This is a genomic window from Porphyromonas vaginalis (genome assembly GCF_958301595.1).
Taxonomy (GTDB): Bacteria; Bacteroidota; Bacteroidia; order Bacteroidales; family Porphyromonadaceae; genus Porphyromonas; species Porphyromonas vaginalis.
Genome location: NZ_CATQJU010000001.1, coordinates 878151 through 896823, shown reverse-complemented (window position 1 = coordinate 896823; position 18673 = coordinate 878151). Strand labels below are relative to the sequence as shown.

At 53.6% G+C, this 18673-nt stretch carries 14 protein-coding genes and 2 tRNA genes; 15 read left to right on the top strand and 1 reads right to left on the bottom strand.

The features are described from left to right. Positions 1-60 precede the first annotated feature (60 nt). From Q2J34_RS03580 to Q2J34_RS03545, 8 genes are all read left to right on the top strand, one after another. The gene (locus Q2J34_RS03580; RefSeq protein ID WP_298887697.1) at positions 61-876 is read left to right on the top strand and encodes a molecular chaperone DnaJ; all 816 of its coding nucleotides are present in this window, start codon (positions 61-63) and stop codon (positions 874-876) included. Then, the gene (locus Q2J34_RS03575; protein ID WP_293964614.1) at positions 873-1262 is read left to right on the top strand and encodes an HIRAN domain-containing protein; all 390 of its coding nucleotides are present in this window, start codon (positions 873-875) and stop codon (positions 1260-1262) included. Before Q2J34_RS03580 ends, Q2J34_RS03575 begins: the two co-directional genes overlap by 4 nt. A gap of 92 nt (positions 1263-1354) precedes the next feature. Then, positions 1355-2233 (top strand): NAD(+)/NADH kinase, encoded by an 879-nt coding sequence (locus Q2J34_RS03570; RefSeq protein WP_298887700.1) that lies wholly within the window; start codon positions 1355-1357, stop codon positions 2231-2233. A 190-nt stretch (positions 2234-2423) separates the two neighbouring features. Beyond that, positions 2424-2495 (top strand) — tRNA-Glu (locus tag Q2J34_RS03565). A gap of 80 nt (positions 2496-2575) precedes the next feature. Then, a complete protein-coding gene (gene rpsT / locus Q2J34_RS03560; protein WP_293965600.1) occupies positions 2576-2827 on the top strand; it encodes a 30S ribosomal protein S20 in 252 nt (83 codons plus the stop codon). 78 nt (positions 2828-2905) lie between these two features. Next, positions 2906-2977: transfer RNA gene (locus Q2J34_RS03555), tRNA-Glu, on the top strand. A 255-nt stretch (positions 2978-3232) separates the two neighbouring features. Next, complete coding sequence (locus tag Q2J34_RS03550) at positions 3233-3505, top strand: HU family DNA-binding protein (protein ID WP_004331463.1); 273 nt, start codon at positions 3233-3235, stop codon at positions 3503-3505. Positions 3506-4258: 753 nt separating this feature from the next. Beyond that, positions 4259-5833 carry an Rne/Rng family ribonuclease gene (locus tag Q2J34_RS03545; protein WP_298887710.1) on the top strand — a complete coding sequence of 525 codons (1575 nt, stop codon included), beginning with the start codon at positions 4259-4261 and terminating at the stop codon, positions 5831-5833. Between the two features lie 450 nt (positions 5834-6283). Here the strand turns inward: Q2J34_RS03545 and cls are convergent, their stop codons facing one another. Further along, entirely contained in the window at positions 6284-7714 is a 1431-nt protein-coding gene (cls, locus tag Q2J34_RS03540) for a cardiolipin synthase (RefSeq protein WP_298887712.1), read from the bottom strand. A 225-nt stretch (positions 7715-7939) separates the two neighbouring features. On the opposite strand from cls, the gene Q2J34_RS03535 reads away from it, so the two are divergent. The 7 genes from Q2J34_RS03535 to Q2J34_RS03505 all read left to right on the top strand — a co-directional run bounded on the left by Q2J34_RS03535 (position 7940) and on the right by Q2J34_RS03505 (position 18520). Next, on the top strand, positions 7940-9373 hold the full coding sequence (locus Q2J34_RS03535; protein WP_300969099.1) for an IS3 family transposase: 1434 nt from the start codon (positions 7940-7942) through the stop codon (positions 9371-9373). Positions 9374-10088: 715 nt separating this feature from the next. Beyond that, positions 10089-11711: an ABC-F family ATP-binding cassette domain-containing protein gene (locus Q2J34_RS03530; RefSeq protein WP_298887715.1), complete on the top strand. Its 1623-nt coding sequence runs from the start codon at positions 10089-10091 to the stop codon at positions 11709-11711. Between the two features lie 15 nt (positions 11712-11726). Further along, positions 11727-12152, top strand: a complete 426-nt coding sequence (ruvX, locus tag Q2J34_RS03525; protein ID WP_298887719.1) for a Holliday junction resolvase RuvX — start codon at positions 11727-11729, stop codon at positions 12150-12152. Positions 12153-12177: 25 nt separating this feature from the next. Further along, the gene (gene def / locus Q2J34_RS03520; RefSeq protein WP_298887722.1) at positions 12178-12744 is read left to right on the top strand and encodes a peptide deformylase; all 567 of its coding nucleotides are present in this window, start codon (positions 12178-12180) and stop codon (positions 12742-12744) included. A gap of 5 nt (positions 12745-12749) precedes the next feature. After that, positions 12750-14729: a tetratricopeptide repeat protein gene (locus tag Q2J34_RS03515; RefSeq protein ID WP_298887725.1), complete on the top strand. Its 1980-nt coding sequence runs from the start codon at positions 12750-12752 to the stop codon at positions 14727-14729. Continuing rightward, positions 14729-16645 carry an ABC-F family ATP-binding cassette domain-containing protein gene (locus Q2J34_RS03510; RefSeq protein WP_300969297.1) on the top strand — a complete coding sequence of 639 codons (1917 nt, stop codon included), beginning with the start codon at positions 14729-14731 and terminating at the stop codon, positions 16643-16645. The genes Q2J34_RS03515 and Q2J34_RS03510 overlap by 1 nt, the downstream gene beginning before the upstream one ends. An 18-nt stretch (positions 16646-16663) precedes the next feature. Further along, complete coding sequence (locus Q2J34_RS03505; protein ID WP_300969296.1) at positions 16664-18520, top strand: ABC transporter ATP-binding protein; 1857 nt, start codon at positions 16664-16666, stop codon at positions 18518-18520. The last annotated feature ends 153 nt before the right edge of the window (positions 18521-18673 follow it).

The following is an 18673-nucleotide window of genomic DNA, read 5'->3' as shown; positions in this document are numbered from 1 at the left end:
CGCTAAAAGCACTATCTTAGTTCCCAGATTAGCCCTAATAGACGGAATGCAATGACAGATATGAACCCGCTCGCATGCTCTCCAGAGTATCAGAGGCTTCGGGAGCAGTACGAGACGCTCGTCGCGGACTACACGGCACTCGTCTCCCAGTATCAGGAGATGACCGATCACGAGGCGCCTCACCTATCTGCGCTCTACATGCACTACTTCGGCAAGTTGCTGTACACCCAGTTGCGTCTAGGGCTCTCCTTAGCCACGCTCCGCTTCAGGCGGTCGCTCCTGCAGGCTTACATCAATCGAGACGAAGCACCCGACCTCGTCGAGATAGACAAGCAGATGGCGCAGCAGCGGCTAGAGTTTCATCAGCTCCTGGAGCGAAAGCTAGCTCAACTCAAAGCGGCTAAGGAGTATTGGGACAGGCCGCACCTCTCTTCCCAAGAGACCAAAGAGCTCAGAGAGATCTACAAGACCCTAGTCAAGCGACTCCACCCAGACCTCAACCCACACTATACGGAGGAGGACAAGCGACTCTTTCTAATCACGGTGAAGGCTTATCAGATCGGAGACCTACCGCAGCTACGAGCTGTGCTGGCTCTACTAAATAAGGAGAAGCACTCGGAGGAGCTCCCCTCAGATCCTGAGACGCTCTCGGCTGAAATCGAAAAACTACGAGAGAAGAAGAGTACCCTCGAGATTAGGATGGCCAAGCGGTCGAAAAGCTTCCCATTTGATCAAGAAGAGTTGCTGTCAAGCCCCGTAAAGATACTAGAGAAGCAAGCTGAGCTAGAAGCAATCATACAGGAGCTCGAAGCGAGCGAGAAGGAGCTGCAGACGATCATCACACTGATGGAGGAATATAAGTCACATAATCTATGAGTAACGAGATCATACCAGTCAGTCCCGAGCTACTAGCGCTCATTGGCACTGAAGGCATCAACGCATTAGGACTACCCAAGCGGGAGATCTTCCTCCTAGACATCGTAGTCGCTGGGACCACCTTCTGCCCTATCGTACAGGAGCTTTACCCTACGCTACTGCCTGACACAGTGCTACGTATGGTACGACAGCCGCAAAACGAGTACGACGAAAACGCCATCGCCATCTACTACGAGGAGCACCGCATAGGCTATGTGCCACAAGAGCTCAATCTAGTCATATCACGGCTGATGGACGCTGGCAAAGAGTTTTACGCTCGGGTCGTCCAAGTCAAGAAGATCAACGAGTGGGTGCGCATATCGGCCAAGCTCTTTATGATCGAGTAAGTGCTACGCATTCGATTGTTTTGCGGGGGACAGCTCTTTGGGGGTCTGCCTTCTTTTCGGTACTTTTGTAGCGATGCAATCAGACATCCCCGATGGATAGGCACAAGATAAATACGATAGCAGTGTATGGGAGCCACGCTACAATGCGGCTCACGGACGATGTGACGGCACTACTGACGGCACTCGCAGAGCATGGTGTAGACCTTTACATAGAGGCACCGCTCTGGGAGGCGCTGCAACAGGCGGGCATCCCTGAGGGTTATCCGCAGATGTGGCCGGGTGGCGAAATGCCCTATGGCGACATAGCTCTGAGTCTCGGAGGGGATGGTACCCTCCTGCGAGCTGTGCACAAGCTGCGAGATGTGGAGCTGCCTATATGGGCGATCAACTGCGGGCACCTCGGCTTTATGACCGAGATGGAGCCACGAGAAGCTCTGCATCATCTTGATGACCTACTGGCTGGGCAATACGATATAGAGACTCGCTCGCTGATCGATGTAAGTGTGGCGGGAGAGCATGTTGGCACGGCACTCAATGATCTAGCGGTGCAGAAACGAGAGACTGGATCTATCATCAAGATACGTGTAGATCTAGACGGCGACTTGCTAGCCGAGTACGCTGCCGACGGCTTGGTCGTGAGCACGCCCTCGGGCTCGACGGCTTATGCGCTCAGCCTGGGAGGTCCTATCGTGACCCCTCAGTGCCAGACGTTGCTGCTGGTGCCGATAGCACCTCACACGCTCAACATGGCTCCGCTCATCTTCCCCGATACCAGTGTGCTGACGATGAGAGTCTCCTCGCTACATCCTACCTTCTCTATCGTGATCGATGGTAATCTGCGGGTCTACGATTGTGGTGTCGAGATCGTTGCTCGCAAGAGTGACAAGCGAGCCCATCTGCTGCGCCTCTCACACAAGCCTTATGCTCAAGTAATTCGCGAAAAGCTCCTTTGGGGTCGTGACTTGAGATAGAAAGTCTGTTTTGAGTAAACTTTCCGTAAAAGCGTGACTATCAACCTTCTGAGCTGTGTTTCCCGCGGTATAATCTCTATTTTGGAGAATTTTCTTGCGAGAATCTTTTGCCAGAAGAAAAATTTGTATTACCTTTGCATCACAATTGCCCGAGAGCCGAACATTCGGCATTAGTTGGCAAGTAGCTACTGGCCCTTTCGTCTAACGGTTAGGACGTCAGATTCTCATTCTGAAAATAGGGGTTCGATTCCCCTAGGGGCTACAAGTAATCGCTGGTATGCATTGTTTCGCTTAGCGAGTCTGGCATATCGACCGTACACCAAGTAATTAAGTATCACAAGAATGGCAAATCATAAATCAACGCTGAAGAGAATCCGTCAGAGTTCCACGCGTCGCCTTCGCAATCGCTATGCGAGCAAGACGTCGCGTACGATGATCAAGCAGTTTCGTGCCATGACCGATCGTCAGGAAGCTGAGCAGGCTTTGCCGAAGGTATATTCTACGCTAGATCGTCTAGCTCGTAAGAATATCATTCATCGCAATAAGGCTGCGAATCTGAAGTCCAAGCTGGCTCTTCACCTCAATTCTCTCTAGTCTACGACGACACATCGCAATACTGTATCAGTTCGCTGAGGATATAACTCTATATTAAGGATACTGGCGCAACGATTTGGCCCTTTCGTCTATCGGTTAGGACGCCAGGTTTTCATCCTGGAAAGAGGGGTTCGACTCCCCTAGGGGCTACACATAGAGCCTTGCCAGCCACCTCCCTTTCCTCTAAGTCGCTTTAAGACACTAGACTGATACCACAAGCGAGTATATATCAAAAAGAAGAGGAGTGTTCTTGGACAAGATCGAGAGCACTCCTCTGATTTTTTACGCTAGAGCAGGTTGGTGTGAGTTGCTTTATGCACAACTTATTCACCATGCACACACGCTCTCGGAGCTATAGCATGATGCCTCATCGCAAATCACTATAAGACCCATTACTAAGAATACATGACTAAAGCAGAAGTTGTAAAGAGTATAGCTGACACGACAGGCTTAGACCGACAGGAGGTACTACAGGTCGTAGAGGCTTTTATGGATACAGTCAAGAACGCTATGAGCCAGGGAGACAATGTCTACCTCAGAGGCTTTGGTAGCTTTGTCGTCAAGGAGCGCGCAGAGAAGACTGCTCGCAACATATCCAAGCAGACGACGATCATCGTACCAGCTCGCAAGGTTCCTACGTTCAAGCCTTCGAAGGCATTCACAGCCATAATCAAATAGTATCCCAGGGGTGAGTCGAGGCAGATAGTCCTGAGGAAGACATCGGTTGCTTCTGCATAGAGGCTAGCTACGGACCTCATGACCTTGGATCCAATATAGACCAATTCAAAAGAATCAATTATGCCAAACGGTAAGAAGCACAAGCGTCGCAAGATGTCGACGCACAAGCGTAAGAAGAGACTACGTAAGAATCGTCATAAGAAGAAGTAGTAGGCGCTCGGTCGAGGAGACCGTATGTGATCCCTCCTAGGCGAGCAGATCGTCTTAGGGAGTCCTAGTCTACTCACTAGATAGCCATCACAGTATGTATGGCGATCTAATCTTGACGAACGAAACGTACCAAGCAAGCCGTCATGACCGACCTCTCACCGATGAGGGGCTGGTTGTGGTTGGCTTCGTTGCATAGCAACTCATTCCATCATCCTGCAGTAGTCACCTCTCACGGCCATCTGTCGGGGTCTGTCGCATCAATTAGCAGACTCTATAGAAGATATACCCCGTGATACGAGAGCTACGGCAGCATCTGTAGACCACCCCTCTCTGTGTATCTAGTGACTCCCTAGAGTCTCGATCGAGATACGCATAGAGACCAGCTACTCCAGTAGAGGTGTAGCGATTAGGTACTTCGACAGCTCACCAGCTCGGGGCAGTGCAGTGGCACGACGTAGCTGTGAGACAGAGGAGAGAAGAGGCGGGTCATACTAGACCTCTACACGTTTCCAATCTATTAATGCACAGATTATTTGAGACACCGTGAATAGTGAACTAATCATCGATGTAAAGCCCAAAGAGGTGTCTATGGCAGTGCTCGAAGATGGCGAGCTCGTAGAGCTACGGACGGAGAATCGAAACATCCGCTACGCTGTCGGAGACATCCTGCTCGGCGAGGTAGACAATGTGGTCAGAGGCAACAACGCCGCCTTCGTCAACATAGGCCCCATGAAGAACGGCTTCCTTCACTACAATGATCTAGGCAAAGTATTTGGAGCGACAACTCACTTATTAGAAGATATAGCGGAAAAGAAGAAGGTACCCCCCATTGACAAAGTCAAAGAAGGTACCCCCCTTCCTAAGGATGGCAATATCATCAACTCGGGACTCAAGAAGGGAGACAAGATCCTCGTTAAGGTAACACGCGAAGCCTTTGGGACGAAAGGACCTAGCCTCTCAGCAGAGCTCTCCATAGCGGGTCGATTTCTAGTCTTAGTACCCTTTAGCGATCAGGTAGCCATCTCTAGCGAGATACGCTCTACAGAGGAGCGTACGAGGCTTAAGACGATCGTGCAGAGTGTCATCAAGAGTGGCTACGGAGCCATCATCCGGACGCAAGCTGCTGGCAAGAAGACTCAAGAGCTCGTCGAGGAGATGATGGATCTGATAGATCGATTTGAGACAAGTATCAAGAAGCTGGTCCGTGCCAAGGCTCCTACACAGATTTACGAGGAGCGAAACCGTGCTATCAACCTCATCCGAGACTCCTACAACAAGACCTTTACCAAGATCGTCGTCAACGATCCAGACTACTACAAGGAGCTCAGAGGTTACGTAGCCGACATCGACCCAGGTAGAGAGCAGATCGTCACGCTCTATGAGGATGACAGTAAGCGACCCCTCTTTGATGCTTGTGGTGTGACAAAGCAAAAGAAGACTCTCTTCGGGCGCAAAGTCACCCTACGCAGTGGAGCCAACATCATCATCGAGCAGACCGAGGCTATGCACGTCATCGACGTCAATAGTAGCAAGAAGGCTCGTCGCACCTCAGGACAGGAGGAGACCGCCTTTGATGTCAATATGGCCGTGGCAGACCTCATCGCCCGACAGATCAGGCTGAGAGACCTCGGAGGGATCATCGTAATCGACTTCATCGATATGAACGAAGCAGCTCACAACAAGGAGCTGTACGAGCACATGGTGAAGCTCATGGCAGACGACCGCGCTACCCACAAGATACTCCCGCTGAGCAAGTTTGGGCTCATGCAGATCACACGACAGCGTGTCCGTCAGGCGACCATCATACGCACCGAGGAGACCTGTCCTACCTGTCAAGGCACGGGAAAGATCAAGACCTCCATCACCTTTACCGATGATCTAGAGGAGGTCATAGCCCAGCTGACCTCTGGCGATAAGCCGATACGCAACTTCGCCATGCATCTACATCCCTACGTCGTCGCTTATATCAAGAAGGCTCCCCTCTTGGGATCTTCTATCTTTACTAAGTGGAAGAAGAAATACTCCAAAAACATCAAGCTGATCGAAGATCAAGATGTAGCACTCCTAGACTACAAGATCTACGACAAAGATCGTAATCTAGTAGAGCTAGAGAAGTAATAACCAGCTACACAGAGTAGCTATACGATAAATAAGCAAAGAGTCCCTGCGAGAGCATCCATACCCTCGTAGGGACTCTTTTTTTACGTCGTCTCGTGCCATCACAATTTGCAAGACTCAGAATATTGCTCTATATTTGTGGTAGCAAGACACCGATAGGTGCATGCACAGCGTGATCTTAGTACATAGTATATGTAGACGGCGCAGACCCATAGCCGCACTGCTCGATACGGAAACTCTTCAAATTTAATCGACTATTCCGAGATCATTCTATCTACCTGATGACCGGCCTCGACAGACTCCTCGTGAGTGTGTGAGCACTCGTTGCTCCAGTGGACTTCAGAGGGTGATGGATCCTCAAAACTTGTATGTTCTTCGGAGTTTTTCTAATCCGCAGTGCGGCTTTTTTGTGCCTGTCGCCATAGTCGGCAGGCTTTTTTGTGTCCGTACTTATAGGAGCGGGGAGAAGAGGCGAGCCAGTGCCTCTAGACTTCGTATCCAGAAGGAGCGCTCACTCCACTCCTCCAGAGTTAGCTGATGACACTCCTGGAGATCCTCCTCGAAGGCTTCGCTCAGCTCCTCAGCTATCCGCTTGTCATAGACGAAAGACATCACCTCTAGGTTGATCTCTAGGCTACGAAAGTCCATATTAGCACTGCCGATGCCTACGATGCGCCTATCTACCACCAGCAGCTTAGAGTGTAGGAAGCCCCCCCTATAGCGTCTCACATCTACGCCCGCCTGGAGCAGTTGTGTCAGATAAGAGTCTGAGGCACGCTGCGTCAGATAAGAGTCGCCGCGCTCAGGCAGCATGACGGAGACATGTACACCGCGCAGAGCGGCACTGCACAGGCTCATCAGTAGCCCCTCTGGCGGGAGGAAGTAAGGGGTCTGCACTAGAATCTCCTCGTGAGCTATCGAGCACGCCTTGATGAAAGCTTGTTCGATCGTCTGCCAATGCGCTTGGGGCCCATTAGTAAGAAATTGCATCGCTATAGGGTGCTCGTAAGAAGCGCCTCGGTCGATCTCTGCGAAGTAAGGCTCTAGGTCAAAGTGCTTGCGCACCGCCACAGCCCAGTCCACCAGAAAGACACGCTGCAGTCCCGCCACCGCACTACCCTCGATGCGAAAGTGTGTATCCCGCCACTGTCCCAGCTCATTGCCCTGCGTATAGTACTGCGCCACATTCATTCCCCCGAAGTAACCGATACGCTGATCTATCACCACCACCTTACGATGGTTGCGGTAGTTGATGCGAAGATCGAAAAAGGGGAGACGCACCGGAAGAAACGCATAGACCTCACCACCTGCTCTCCGTAGCGGCCTCCAGAAGCCCTTCAAGTCACTTCGGATGGAGCCTAGACCATCATAGACCACGCGCACCTTGACCCCCTCGCGAGCTTTATCCACCAGTAGATCACGCAGCTCGACTCCTAGCTCGTCAGACATTATGATGTAGTACATCAGATGGATCTCCTGCCTTGCCGAGCGAATATCCTCAAAGAGCTGTCGGTACTTATCCTTCCCGACCGTGATCACCTCCATCGAGGAGGCTGCCAGCACCGTACGATCGTCACTATTGTAGAGTAGCTTGCCCAGAGAGCTGTAGTAAGGGTTCTCTAGGATCGCTTGGTGAAAGTCAAAGTCCGTATGCTCCACAGGCATACGATTGATTTTCTTCAGAAAGTCCTTAGGTATCAGCTTCATCGAAGCCGTCGAGCGACCGAAGAGCAGATAGAGTATCACCCCCACCACTGGCAAAAAGAGCACGACCATCAGCCACGAGAACATCCGATAGATGTCATCGCCCCCCGTCAGGATCACCACCACCACGCCCACGACGAGGAGCGTGTATAGGATAGTCAGTACAGTCGTCCACATAGATCGTCACTCTAGGAGCCAGCCACTGTAGCAGGCTCACTATCGCAAAGGTAGTAATATTCCCTTGACCATACGAACTAGAGACTTTTTCCTATAGGGCAAATTCACCGCTGGCTCGTTACAATAATTTAGATCCAACTACATATCGATACGGTGCTGTGTCGGGGAAAAGTGATTTGTCCTCTCCTGAAATAGTACACAGTTGGGAAGCCAACCCCAACAACTATGAAAGAAGAAAAAAGTAACCGAGGACGAAAGGGATATCCCCTAGATTTCAAGTGGAGAGTCATTGATGACCTCCTAGCCACTGGCGAGAGCATCGCCACGACCAGCCAGCGCTACGGCATTACCACACGCACCATTCGAAATTGGTTGCGTACCTTTGGAGTAGAGTTACCCAACCAAAGCAGCAGTAGCACTATGAGCAAGACAAACAAGAACAAAGACGTAGATCCAGAGTACGCAGAACTCAAGCGCGAAAACGCTCGCCTCAAAGCAGCCCTCTTCCAGGCTGAGAGCAAGGCCTTAGTCAATAAGACACTACTCGAAGAGGTCTTGAATCGCTACCATATTGATCTAAAAAAAAAAGACCGATTTGCAGCCGTGAAAACGCTTGAATCCGCCAAAGTGAGAGGTCAAAAGCTCTCCATAACCTACCTTTGTCAGCTACTAGAAGTCAGCCGCAAAGGCTACTACAAGCACACCTTCACAGAGCAAGACGAAGATGTCAAAGTAGCCTCCGTCCTACACTATTGCCAGTATGTGCGCGGTCAACTCCCCAAAGCAGGCGTAGACACCCTCCAGCAGTGTGCCAACGAATACTTCAAAGGGACCTTCCAAGTAGGTCGCGACTGGCTATACAAAGTATTAGGAGCCAACGACATGCTACTGAGAAGTCGCAAGCGCAAGCGTCCACCCCAGACGACCAAGGGCGTGGTCAATCACGGCTTCCAAGACCACCTGAACACCACCCCTAAATACATCGCCACAGACCATTGCCGGCTCACCGTCTCAGACATAACCTACGTCAAATGTTTAGGGGGCTTCGCATATCTCTCCCTGACGATGGACGCTTATAGCCGCATCATCACCGGCTTTGACCTGCAGCCCACGCTCTCCACAGAGGGCCCCTACAACGCACTAAGACAGACCGTTGACTTCTACCAGAAGCATGGCTTTGACCTCAAAGGGCTCATCTTCCATAGCGACCGAGGCTGTCAATATGTCTCCAAGCAGATGACCGACTACGAGGCCAGCCTAGGCATCGTAACCAGTGTCACCCAGACAGGCAACCCTCTCCACAACGCTATGGCAGAGCGACTTAACGGGATCATCAAGAACGACTGGCTCTACAACTTCGAGGATAAGCCCATAGATCAAGTTCGAGAGATCCTCTCGCAAACGATTGCTCTCTATAACACAGCGCGTCCTCATCGAGCCATCAACAAGAAGACTCCGATGCAGATGCTCATACCAGATTACCCCAACCCTATAACCACACAACCCTCTAAGAAACAGACATCTAAGAACAATTCACCAAAAGCTCCGAGCCTCAAATCTCCGAGCTCATGCCGCTTAACTCCACACAAAGACCTATCTTTGTGTACCTCCGCAGTAAAAACGACCACAAGTCGTGTACCCCAGCAAGAGCAAAACTAACAAATGAGTACACTCACAGGACTAACAAAAATGACCCGAGTACCATCTCAGTAATACCTTCCCAACTGTGTACTTTTTTCAGGAAGAGGACAATTTCCACGTGGATATTTCGAAATTCCCACGTGGAAAAGAAAAAATTCCTCCGAAGTTTCATTTGATTCTTCCGAAGTTTCATTTGATTCCTCCGAAGTTTTATTTCGCGTCCACGTGGAAAAAGAAAAACATCCACGTGGAGATTTGAGATTCCCCACGTGGATATTCGAGAAAGGAGGGAATCGGACGAATCTCCCCGTAAAGATATGTAAAGGTGCTAGAGGTTAGAAATTAGAAGTTAGAGATTAGAGATCCGATCACTCTGATAGCTAACAGCCGATAGCCAATCCATGGTTGACACATTATGTATAGTGACCTTATTGATGCTTCGCTGGTCGCTCATGTGTAGCTTCTGACAGAGCAATTATAGAGACGGCTGACTTTTGCGACAGTCTCATTATAACGCGCCAGCCCTGGGACGATACGTTTTCAAACGCTCTCCGCTACTTGATTTGCAGAGTAGTCGGTGGCGACGATAAGGCGTCACGCCTCAAAAATGTGTACCTTTGTGCAGATTAGCCCGTCTCTATGTGCAGCTCGCCTACGGGTAAGGCTGGCGACGAGACTGCGATGGGCTCGCCTCCTTATCAGATCAAGACAGAAGACAGTATAGAATAGAAAGATGATTATAGTCAACGACCTCACGATACAGTTTGGCAAGCGCGTGCTCTTTGCCGACGTCAACCTTAAGTTTACCCCGGGCAACTGCTACGGCATCATCGGTGCCAACGGTGCCGGCAAGTCGACCATGCTCCGTATGATTAGCGGTGAGCTAGATCCGACACGTGGCTCTGTCACCTTCGGACCCGATGAGCGACTCTCGGTGCTGAGTCAGGATCACTTCGCCTTCGACGAGTACACCGTCATCGACACCGTCCTGATGGGGCATGACAAGCTCTGGCAGATTATGAAGGAGAAGGACGCTATCTACGCTAAGGAGGACTTTTCTGACGAAGATGGTGTCAAGGCGGCTGAGCTGGAGGAGCAGTTTGCCAACCTCGATGGGTGGAACGCTGAGAGCGAGGCGGCAGCCCTCTTGAGCGGTCTCGGCATCAAGGAGGATTTGCACTACCGCCTGATGGGCGACATTAGCGGTAAGCAGAAGGTGCGTGTGCTGCTAGCACGCTGTCTCTTTGGCAAGCCGGACAACCTGCTCCTCGATGAGCCGACCAACGACCTAGACCTAGAGACCGTCTCCTGGCTCGAGGACTACCTCTCCGAGACTGAGAGCACCGTCCTCGTGGTGAGCCACGACCGACACTTCCTCGATGCTGTGTCGACCCACACGGTGGATATAGACTTTGGCAAGGTGAGACTCTTCGCCGGCAACTACAGTTACTGGTACGAGTCTAGCCAGTTGGCACTCAGACAGCAACAGCAGCAGAATAAGAAGCTCGAGGAGAAGAAGAAAGAGCTCGAGGAGTTCATCCGTCGCTTTAGTGCCAACGTGGCAAAGAGCAAGCAGACGACCAGCCGCAAGAAGATGCTGGAGCGTCTCGACATCAACGAGATCGAGCCGTCGTCACGCCGCTACCCAGGCATCCTCTTCCAGCCTGAGCGTGAGCCTGGCAATAAGGTGCTAGAGGTCAACGATCTCTCGGCTGTGACAGACGAGGGGGAGGTACTCTTCAAGGGGTTGACCTTCAATGTGGAGCGAGACGACAAGATCGTCTTCATCAGCCACGACCCACGTGCTATGACGGCACTCTTTGAGATCATCAATGGCAACCGCAAGGCGCAGCAAGGTAGCTACGAGTGGGGACAGACGATCACGACCGCCTATCTGCCACTGGACAACAGTGCTTACTTCGACACCGATATGACCATTTTGGACTGGCTCGGACAGTTTGCCAAGGATACGAACGATGTCTACCTCAAGGGCTTCCTAGGGCGTATGCTCTTCAGCGGTGAGGAGGTGAACAAGCGCGCCTCGGTCCTCTCGGGAGGTGAGAAGATGCGCTGCATGATCAGCCGTATGATGCTCCCCCCAGGGGCTAATGTGCTGATCCTCGACACACCGACGAACCACCTGGACCTAGAGTCGATTCAGGCGTTCAACAACACGCTTATCTCCTTCAAGGGGAATGTGCTCTTCTCGAGCCACGACCACGAGTTCATCCGCACGGTGGCAAATCGTGTCATCGAGCTCACTCCAAATGGGATCATCGACCGCATCATCAACTACGACGACTACATCACCGATCCAAAGGTCGCTGAGCTACGCGAGAAGTACTACAACGCATAAAGAGACCACACGCCTATGGCTCGCATCCTCGCTATCGACTACGGCACCAAGCGCACGGGGCTGGCGGTGACCGATCCGCTACAGATCACTCCGGGGGCGCTCGACACAGTGCCCACGCATCAGCTCCTCAACTATCTGGCGGACTACCTGGGGCGTGAGGAGGTGGAGACGATCGTCCTCGGCAAGCCGACACAGATGGACGCAACGCCCTCGGCGACCTGGCAGGCGATACAAGCTTTGGCTAAAAAGTTGCAACATCTCTACCCTCAGATACGTCTGGAGTATGTGGACGAGCGCTTTACCTCTGTCTTGGCGCAGCAGACGATCCGCGAGGCGGGCATCGGCAAGCAGCGTCGCCGACAGGACAAAGGGTTGGTAGATCGTGTCAGTGCGACCATCATCTTACAAAGCTATCTGGAGAGCTTGCGTATGCTTCACTAAAACAGAGAATTAACCGATTACACTTATGGCTAAGACCTTACCTATATACCTTTACGGACAACCAGTGCTTCGCAACATGAGCGAGGATATAACGCCTGACTACCCGAACCTCTCAGAGCTGATCGAAGATATGTGGCAGACGATGTACGAGAGCGACGGCATCGGGCTGGCAGCTCCACAGATCGGGCGCAACATACGTCTTCAGGTGATCGACGCGACACCTCTGGCTGAGGAGTACCCTGAGTGTGCCAAGCTCAAGCTAGTCATGATCAATGCGCACATGCGCTCCCTGAGTGAGGAGACTTGCTCGGAGGCTGAGGGTTGTCTGAGCTTGCCTGGCATTAACGAGCGGGTCGTACGACCTAAGTCGATCGTGGTGGACTATATGAATGAGCAGTTTGAGCCACAGCACCTAGAGCTCTCGGGCTTTGCCGCTCGGGTGGTGCAGCATGAGTACGATCACCTAGATGGCAAGCTCTTTGTGGATCATATCTCGGCGATGCGTAAGCGCTTGATCAAAAAGAAGCTACAGCATATAGCCGACGGGCGGGTACGTGTCGACTATCCCGTCATGCGCAATCCGATACATTAGCCCTTATGCGCCCGCTACTACGATCACTTTCTTTGCTGCTCTGCACGCTCTGTGTGTGGAGTGCTACGCTCTGGTCGCAGATAGATACAGAGCGGGTGATGACGATCGGGCGCAATGCGATCGGCTTCAAGGACTATGTGGTCGCCATCGAGCACTTTAACCAAGTGATTGAGGTGTCGCCTACGATGGCCGATCCGTACTACTACAGAGCTTTTGCGAAGCTTATGCTGGGCGACTATGCGGGTGCCGAGCGAGACGCGACGCTCTGCCTGGAGCGCAACCCTTTCCTCTCTAGAGCCTACATGGTACGGGGGGCGGCACGGCACAATCTGCAGCACTATGCGGAGGCGGCGACAGACTATGCGCAAGCGCTCAAGATCACGCCAGACGACTTTTACCTCTCGTTCAACTTAGCGGGCTCGCTCTACGGAGCCGAGCAGTATGAGCGTGCCGACTCGGCAGCACACGCCTTGACGCAGCGTCACCCGAAGGAGGCGCGAGGCTACTTCCTCGCAGCGGAGATAGCTTTGCGACGGCAAGACACAGTCGCGGCGGAGGGACGGATAGCCGAGGGCTTGGCGATAGACTCGCTGAGCGCTGCGCCTTATCGGATGCTCTCGACGATTGCTTACCTGCGGGGAGACTACGAGGGGGCGCTACGCTATCACGACAAGAGCATAGAGCAGGAGCCAGGCCAAGCTAGCGACTACATCAATCGTGGACTGACACGCTACAAGCTGAAAGAGTACCGCGGTGCTATGGAGGACTACAATCAGGCACTCCTCCTAACGCCTCACGATGCGGTCGCTCGCCACAACCGCGCCTTGCTACGTATCGAGGTGGGCGACCTGCAGGGAGCTCGCGAAGATCTGCTAGAGGTGGTGCGTCTGCAGCCGACCAATCTGACGGCACACTTTAACTTAGCTTTGGTACAGACTCAGACGGGACAGTATCGTGAGGCGATCGAGACGCTAGACTATATATTAGGCCGTCGACCTGAGTTCCTCTCGGGTTACTATCAGCGCTCGGAGGTGAAGCGTCTGCTCGGGGATGCTGCTGGAGCCGACAGAGACTACTGGTTCGCCTACAAGCTAGAGCGTGGGCAGGTCAAAGCACCTAAGCCAACCATTGCCGACAGCACCGCTTCGAGTGTGGCTAGCGAAGAACTATACGCACTAGATCATCACGCAGAGCTACAGTCTGCGAGCAGCGACGCGACGCCCTCTTCGATTACTACGGGAGGCAATTCACTACGCGGATCGATCCAAGAACAAGCCACTTCGTCAGAGGCTTGCCCCGCTTACGAGCTGACCTACTTCGTGCAGAAGAGTCACGACAAGCTTTTGCCTCGCTCGAACTTTTCCGCAGAGCTAGAGGCGTACAATGAGCGCACGGGCTACCAGCCTCGTCTCTTGCTTGCCGTCGGCACGCAGTCGCTAGACAGTACGCAGCTCCATGTCGTGCTGGAGGATATAGCGCGCCTGCAGGCTAGTGGTGTAGAGCAGACGGCCGACTGGCACCTGCGTATGGGCATCGACAAGCTCCTGCTGCGAGACATCGGCGAGGCGGTCTCACAGTTCAACGCTTGTCTCGAGCTGGCTCCTCAGCAGCCACTCGCGCTTCTCGCACTGACCACGGCGCGCCTCATGCAGGCGGAGACGCTCACAGACGCTAAGCAGCAGACGATCATGTACGACTTGGCAATGCGTCAGCTCACTACAGCCATCGGCCATGCCCCGCAGATAGGCTATCTCTACTATAACCGTGCTCATCTGCACCAGTCGCTGGGACATAGAGACCAAGCTATCGCAGACTACACCAAGGCGATCGAGCTACTGCCCCAAGCTGGCGAAGCTTACTACAATCGTGCTCTGCTCCTGGAGCAGCAGGGACAGCATGAGCAGGCGATAGATGACCTGAGCCGTGCAGGTGAGCTGGGCATCTATCAGGCTTATTCTCTCATCCACACTATCCAGACACGCTGATGATATCCGTTCAAGACCTTACGGTAGACTTTGGTAAGCAACTCCTCTTTGACTCGATCAACTTTGTCATCAGCAAAGGCGAGCGAGTCGCACTCGTTGGGCACAACGGGGCGGGTAAGTCAACCTTGATGAAGATCCTCGTCGGCATCGAGCAACCGACGAGCGGTGTCGTCAGCCGCCCCCGAGACCTCTCCATAGGGTACCTACCACAGGTCAAAGAGCTTGTCGACCACACCACGCTGCGTGCGGAGGTTGAGGAGGTCTTTAAGGATGTGCAGTCGCTCAATGATCAGTACGACCGTCTGAGCGAAGAGCTAGCGACACGCACCGACTACGACTCGCCCGAGTATCTAGAGCTGATCGAGCGTCACGGACATCTCACCGACCTGATACAGATGCATCACCCGTCGCAGTACCTTGCCGAGATGGAGCGGACGCTCCTCGGACTAGGCTTCGAGCGGAGCGACTTCGACCGGCCGACGCGTGAGTTCTCCGGCGGGTGGCGTATGCGTATTGAGCTGGCGAAAGTGCTGCTGAGCAATCCCGATCTGCTCCTCCTCGATGAGCCAACGAACCACCTAGACATCGAGTCCATCGACTGGCTCGAGCACTTCCTCATCGCCCGTGGGGTCACGCTCCTGCTTGTCTCGCACGACCGCACCTTCCTCGACAACGTCACCAACCGCACCATCGAGATCGAGCTGGGACGCATCTACGACTACAAGACCTCTTATAGCCACTACGTCACGCTACGTGAGGAGCGTCTGGAGCAGCAGAAGCGAGCTTACGAGAATCAGCAGAAGAAGATCCAAGACATCGAGTCCTTCGTCGAGCGTTTTCGCTACAAGCCGACGAAGAGCGCACAGGTGCAGAGCCGCATCAAGCAGCTAGACAAGATCGAGGAGATCGAGCTCGACGAGATAGACACACGGCACATCAACTTCACCTTCCCGATGGCGGGGCGCAGTGGCGACTACCCAGTCATCATCGAGGAGCTGGACAAGAGCTACGGCTCCCTCTCGGTGCTACGAGGCGTCTCGATGACCATCAAGCGTGGTGAAAAGGTCGCCTTCGTCGGGAAGAACGGCTCCGGCAAGTCAACCCTCATGCGCTGCATCATGGGACAAGAGGAGTACACCGGCAAGCTCCAGATAGGGCATGGCGTAGAGGTCGCTTACTTCTCTCAGAATAGGGCGCAGGAGCTACCTGCCAACCAGACCATCCGAGACGCTATCGACAGCTTGGCGCGTGGCGATATGAGACTACATATCAATGATATGCTGGGTGCCTTCCTCTTTGGCGGGGAGGTAGCCGACAAGCCGATCAGCGTACTCAGTGGTGGCGAGCGCGCTCGTGTCGCTATCATGCAGATGCTCCTAGAGCCGGCCAACCTGCTCATCCTCGATGAGCCGACCAACCATCTGGACATCCGAACCAAAGAGATCCTCAAGCGAGCCATCGCAGCCTTCCCTGGGACGGTCATCGTCGTCTCGCACGACCGTTACTTCCTCTCGGGGCTAGTAGACCGCATCTTCTCCTTTAGCCATGGAGCCGTACGCGAGTGTATGGACGGCCTCGACGGCTATCTAGCCACCCTCCACGAAGAGCTCAACCAACAGCCCTCAACCAACAGCCAACAGCCAACGGCCAATCGCCAGCCCCAGCTCGACTACCAGCAGCAGAAAGAGCAGCAAAAGCGCTTGCGCACCCTACGCCGCACTGCCGAGAGTCTCGGTGAGCAGCTAGAGCAACTCAAGAAAAGCCTTGCTGAGCTAGAGCTGCAGATAGCTACGGCAGCCACCCCGCAGCTCATCGATCAGTACACCCAGGTCAACAAAGAGATCCAAGAGATCACTCCTCAGTGGGAGGAAGCCGAGTTTGCGCTCATGGAGTACGAGGAGGAGATCCAACAGTAGTAATTAGCCAGCCAATCCGTGAGACAGTTCCTCAAGCTCTTCGGCAAGTATATCCGCCCCTACCGTCACTACGTGACAGGAGGCATCATCGCCAACATACTCTCGGCGCTGCTCAACCTGCTCGCCTTCTCGCTTATCATGCCGATCCTGCGCATCCTCTTTGGCATGGATCAGACCACACCCGTCTACCATGCGCTCGACGGCATCAATTGGTTACGGCCCTCGGAGTGGAGCGTGGCGATAGACTATATCGTGGGCAACTTCAACTACTACGTCTACCAGCTCATCCAGCAGTACGGCCCCGCTCGCACGCTACTCCTCCTCTGCATCTACCTCGTCGTCATGACACTCATCAAGGTCGGCGTCACCTATGGTGGCATCTATATGCTCGTGCCGATCCGTACAGGCGTGGTCAAGGATCTGCGCAATGAGTTCAATGCCAAGCTCCTCCGGCTGCCTATCTCATTGATCAGCGAAGAGCGCAAAGGCGACCTCCTCGCCCGCTTCTCGGGAGATGTTGCCGAGATCGAGTACTCCATCATCAACCTCCTAGAGAGTCTCATCAAGAACCCCATCCTCATCATCATCTACCTCGTAGCGCTCTTTGCGATCAGTTGGGAGCTCACCCTCTTCGTCCTCATCGTCCTGCCGATAGCCGGTTACGTCATGGGAGCCGTGGGCAAGCGACTCAAGCGAGACAGCCTCGAGGGGCAGACGCAGTGGGGACGACTCATGAGCATGGTCGAGGAGACCCTCTCGGGGCTGCGCATCATCAAGGCGTTCAATGCGGAGCAACAGATCTCTGACCGCTTTACTAAAGCCAACGAACAGTATCGACGCACCATCTCGCAGGTCTATGCCAGGCAAGGCTTAGCGCACCCCATGAGCGAGTTCCTCGGCACCACAGCCATTGCGATCATCCTCTGGTACGGCGGTAACTTGATCTTTGCAGGCGATAGCTCCATCACGGCCGATGCTTTCATCTACTACCTCGTAGTCTTCTACAGCATCATCAATCCCGCCAAAGAGCTAAGCCGTGCCTCCTATTCGATCCAAAAGGGGCTCGCCTCGATGACTCGCATACAAACCATCCTCGACTACCCCGAGCGCATCACAGATCCCGCGGAGCCACTGCCCGTTACCTTTGAGCGGAGTATCTCTTACGAAGATGTCTCCTTCCGCTACCAAGAACCCTGGATCCTACGCCACCTCAACCTCACCATACCTAAAGGTCAAATGATCGCACTCGTGGGAGCCTCTGGTGCCGGCAAGAGTACGCTCGTAGACCTGCTGCCCCGCTTCTACGACGTCACCTCAGGGCGCATCACTATCGACGGCACCGACATACGGCAGGTACGGGCGAGCGAACTAAGAGAGCTCATAGGCTATGTCAATCAGACGCCGATCCTCTTCAACGATACGATACGCAACAACATCACCTTCGGCATGGAGCGCGCCGTCAGCGACGAGGAGGTGCGCACTGCTGCTGAGGCAGCCAATGCGACCGAGTTCATCGACCAGCTCCCCGAGGGACTCGAGTACAACATCGGTGACGGCGGCAGCAAGCTCAGTGGCGGGCAGCGTCAGCGCCTCAGCATAGCACGAGCTCTGCTCAAGGACTCGCCCATCCTCATTCTCGACGAGGCGACCTCGGCGCTCGACAATGTCTCCGAGCAACTAGTCCAGGAGGCTATCCAGCGTCTCGTCAGCGACCGCACCACCATCGTCATCGCCCACCGCCTCTCCACGATTATGCACGCAGACCTCATCTGCGTCATGCAGGAGGGGCAGATCGTCGAGCAAGGCACCCACGCAGAGCTGCTCGAGCGCGGCGGACTCTACGCCCAGCTCTACCAGATACAGTTCAAGGAGTAACGATCAGTTTAGGTGCGAAAGACACCGACAAGTCACCAGAGAGAATCGAAGCGTTACGACCTCTCACAAGAATAGCCACGTAGATACTTTTGCAAGCAGTCTCACGTAGAGAATCTCAAATCTCCACGTGGCTGTTTATTCTCCACGTAGGCG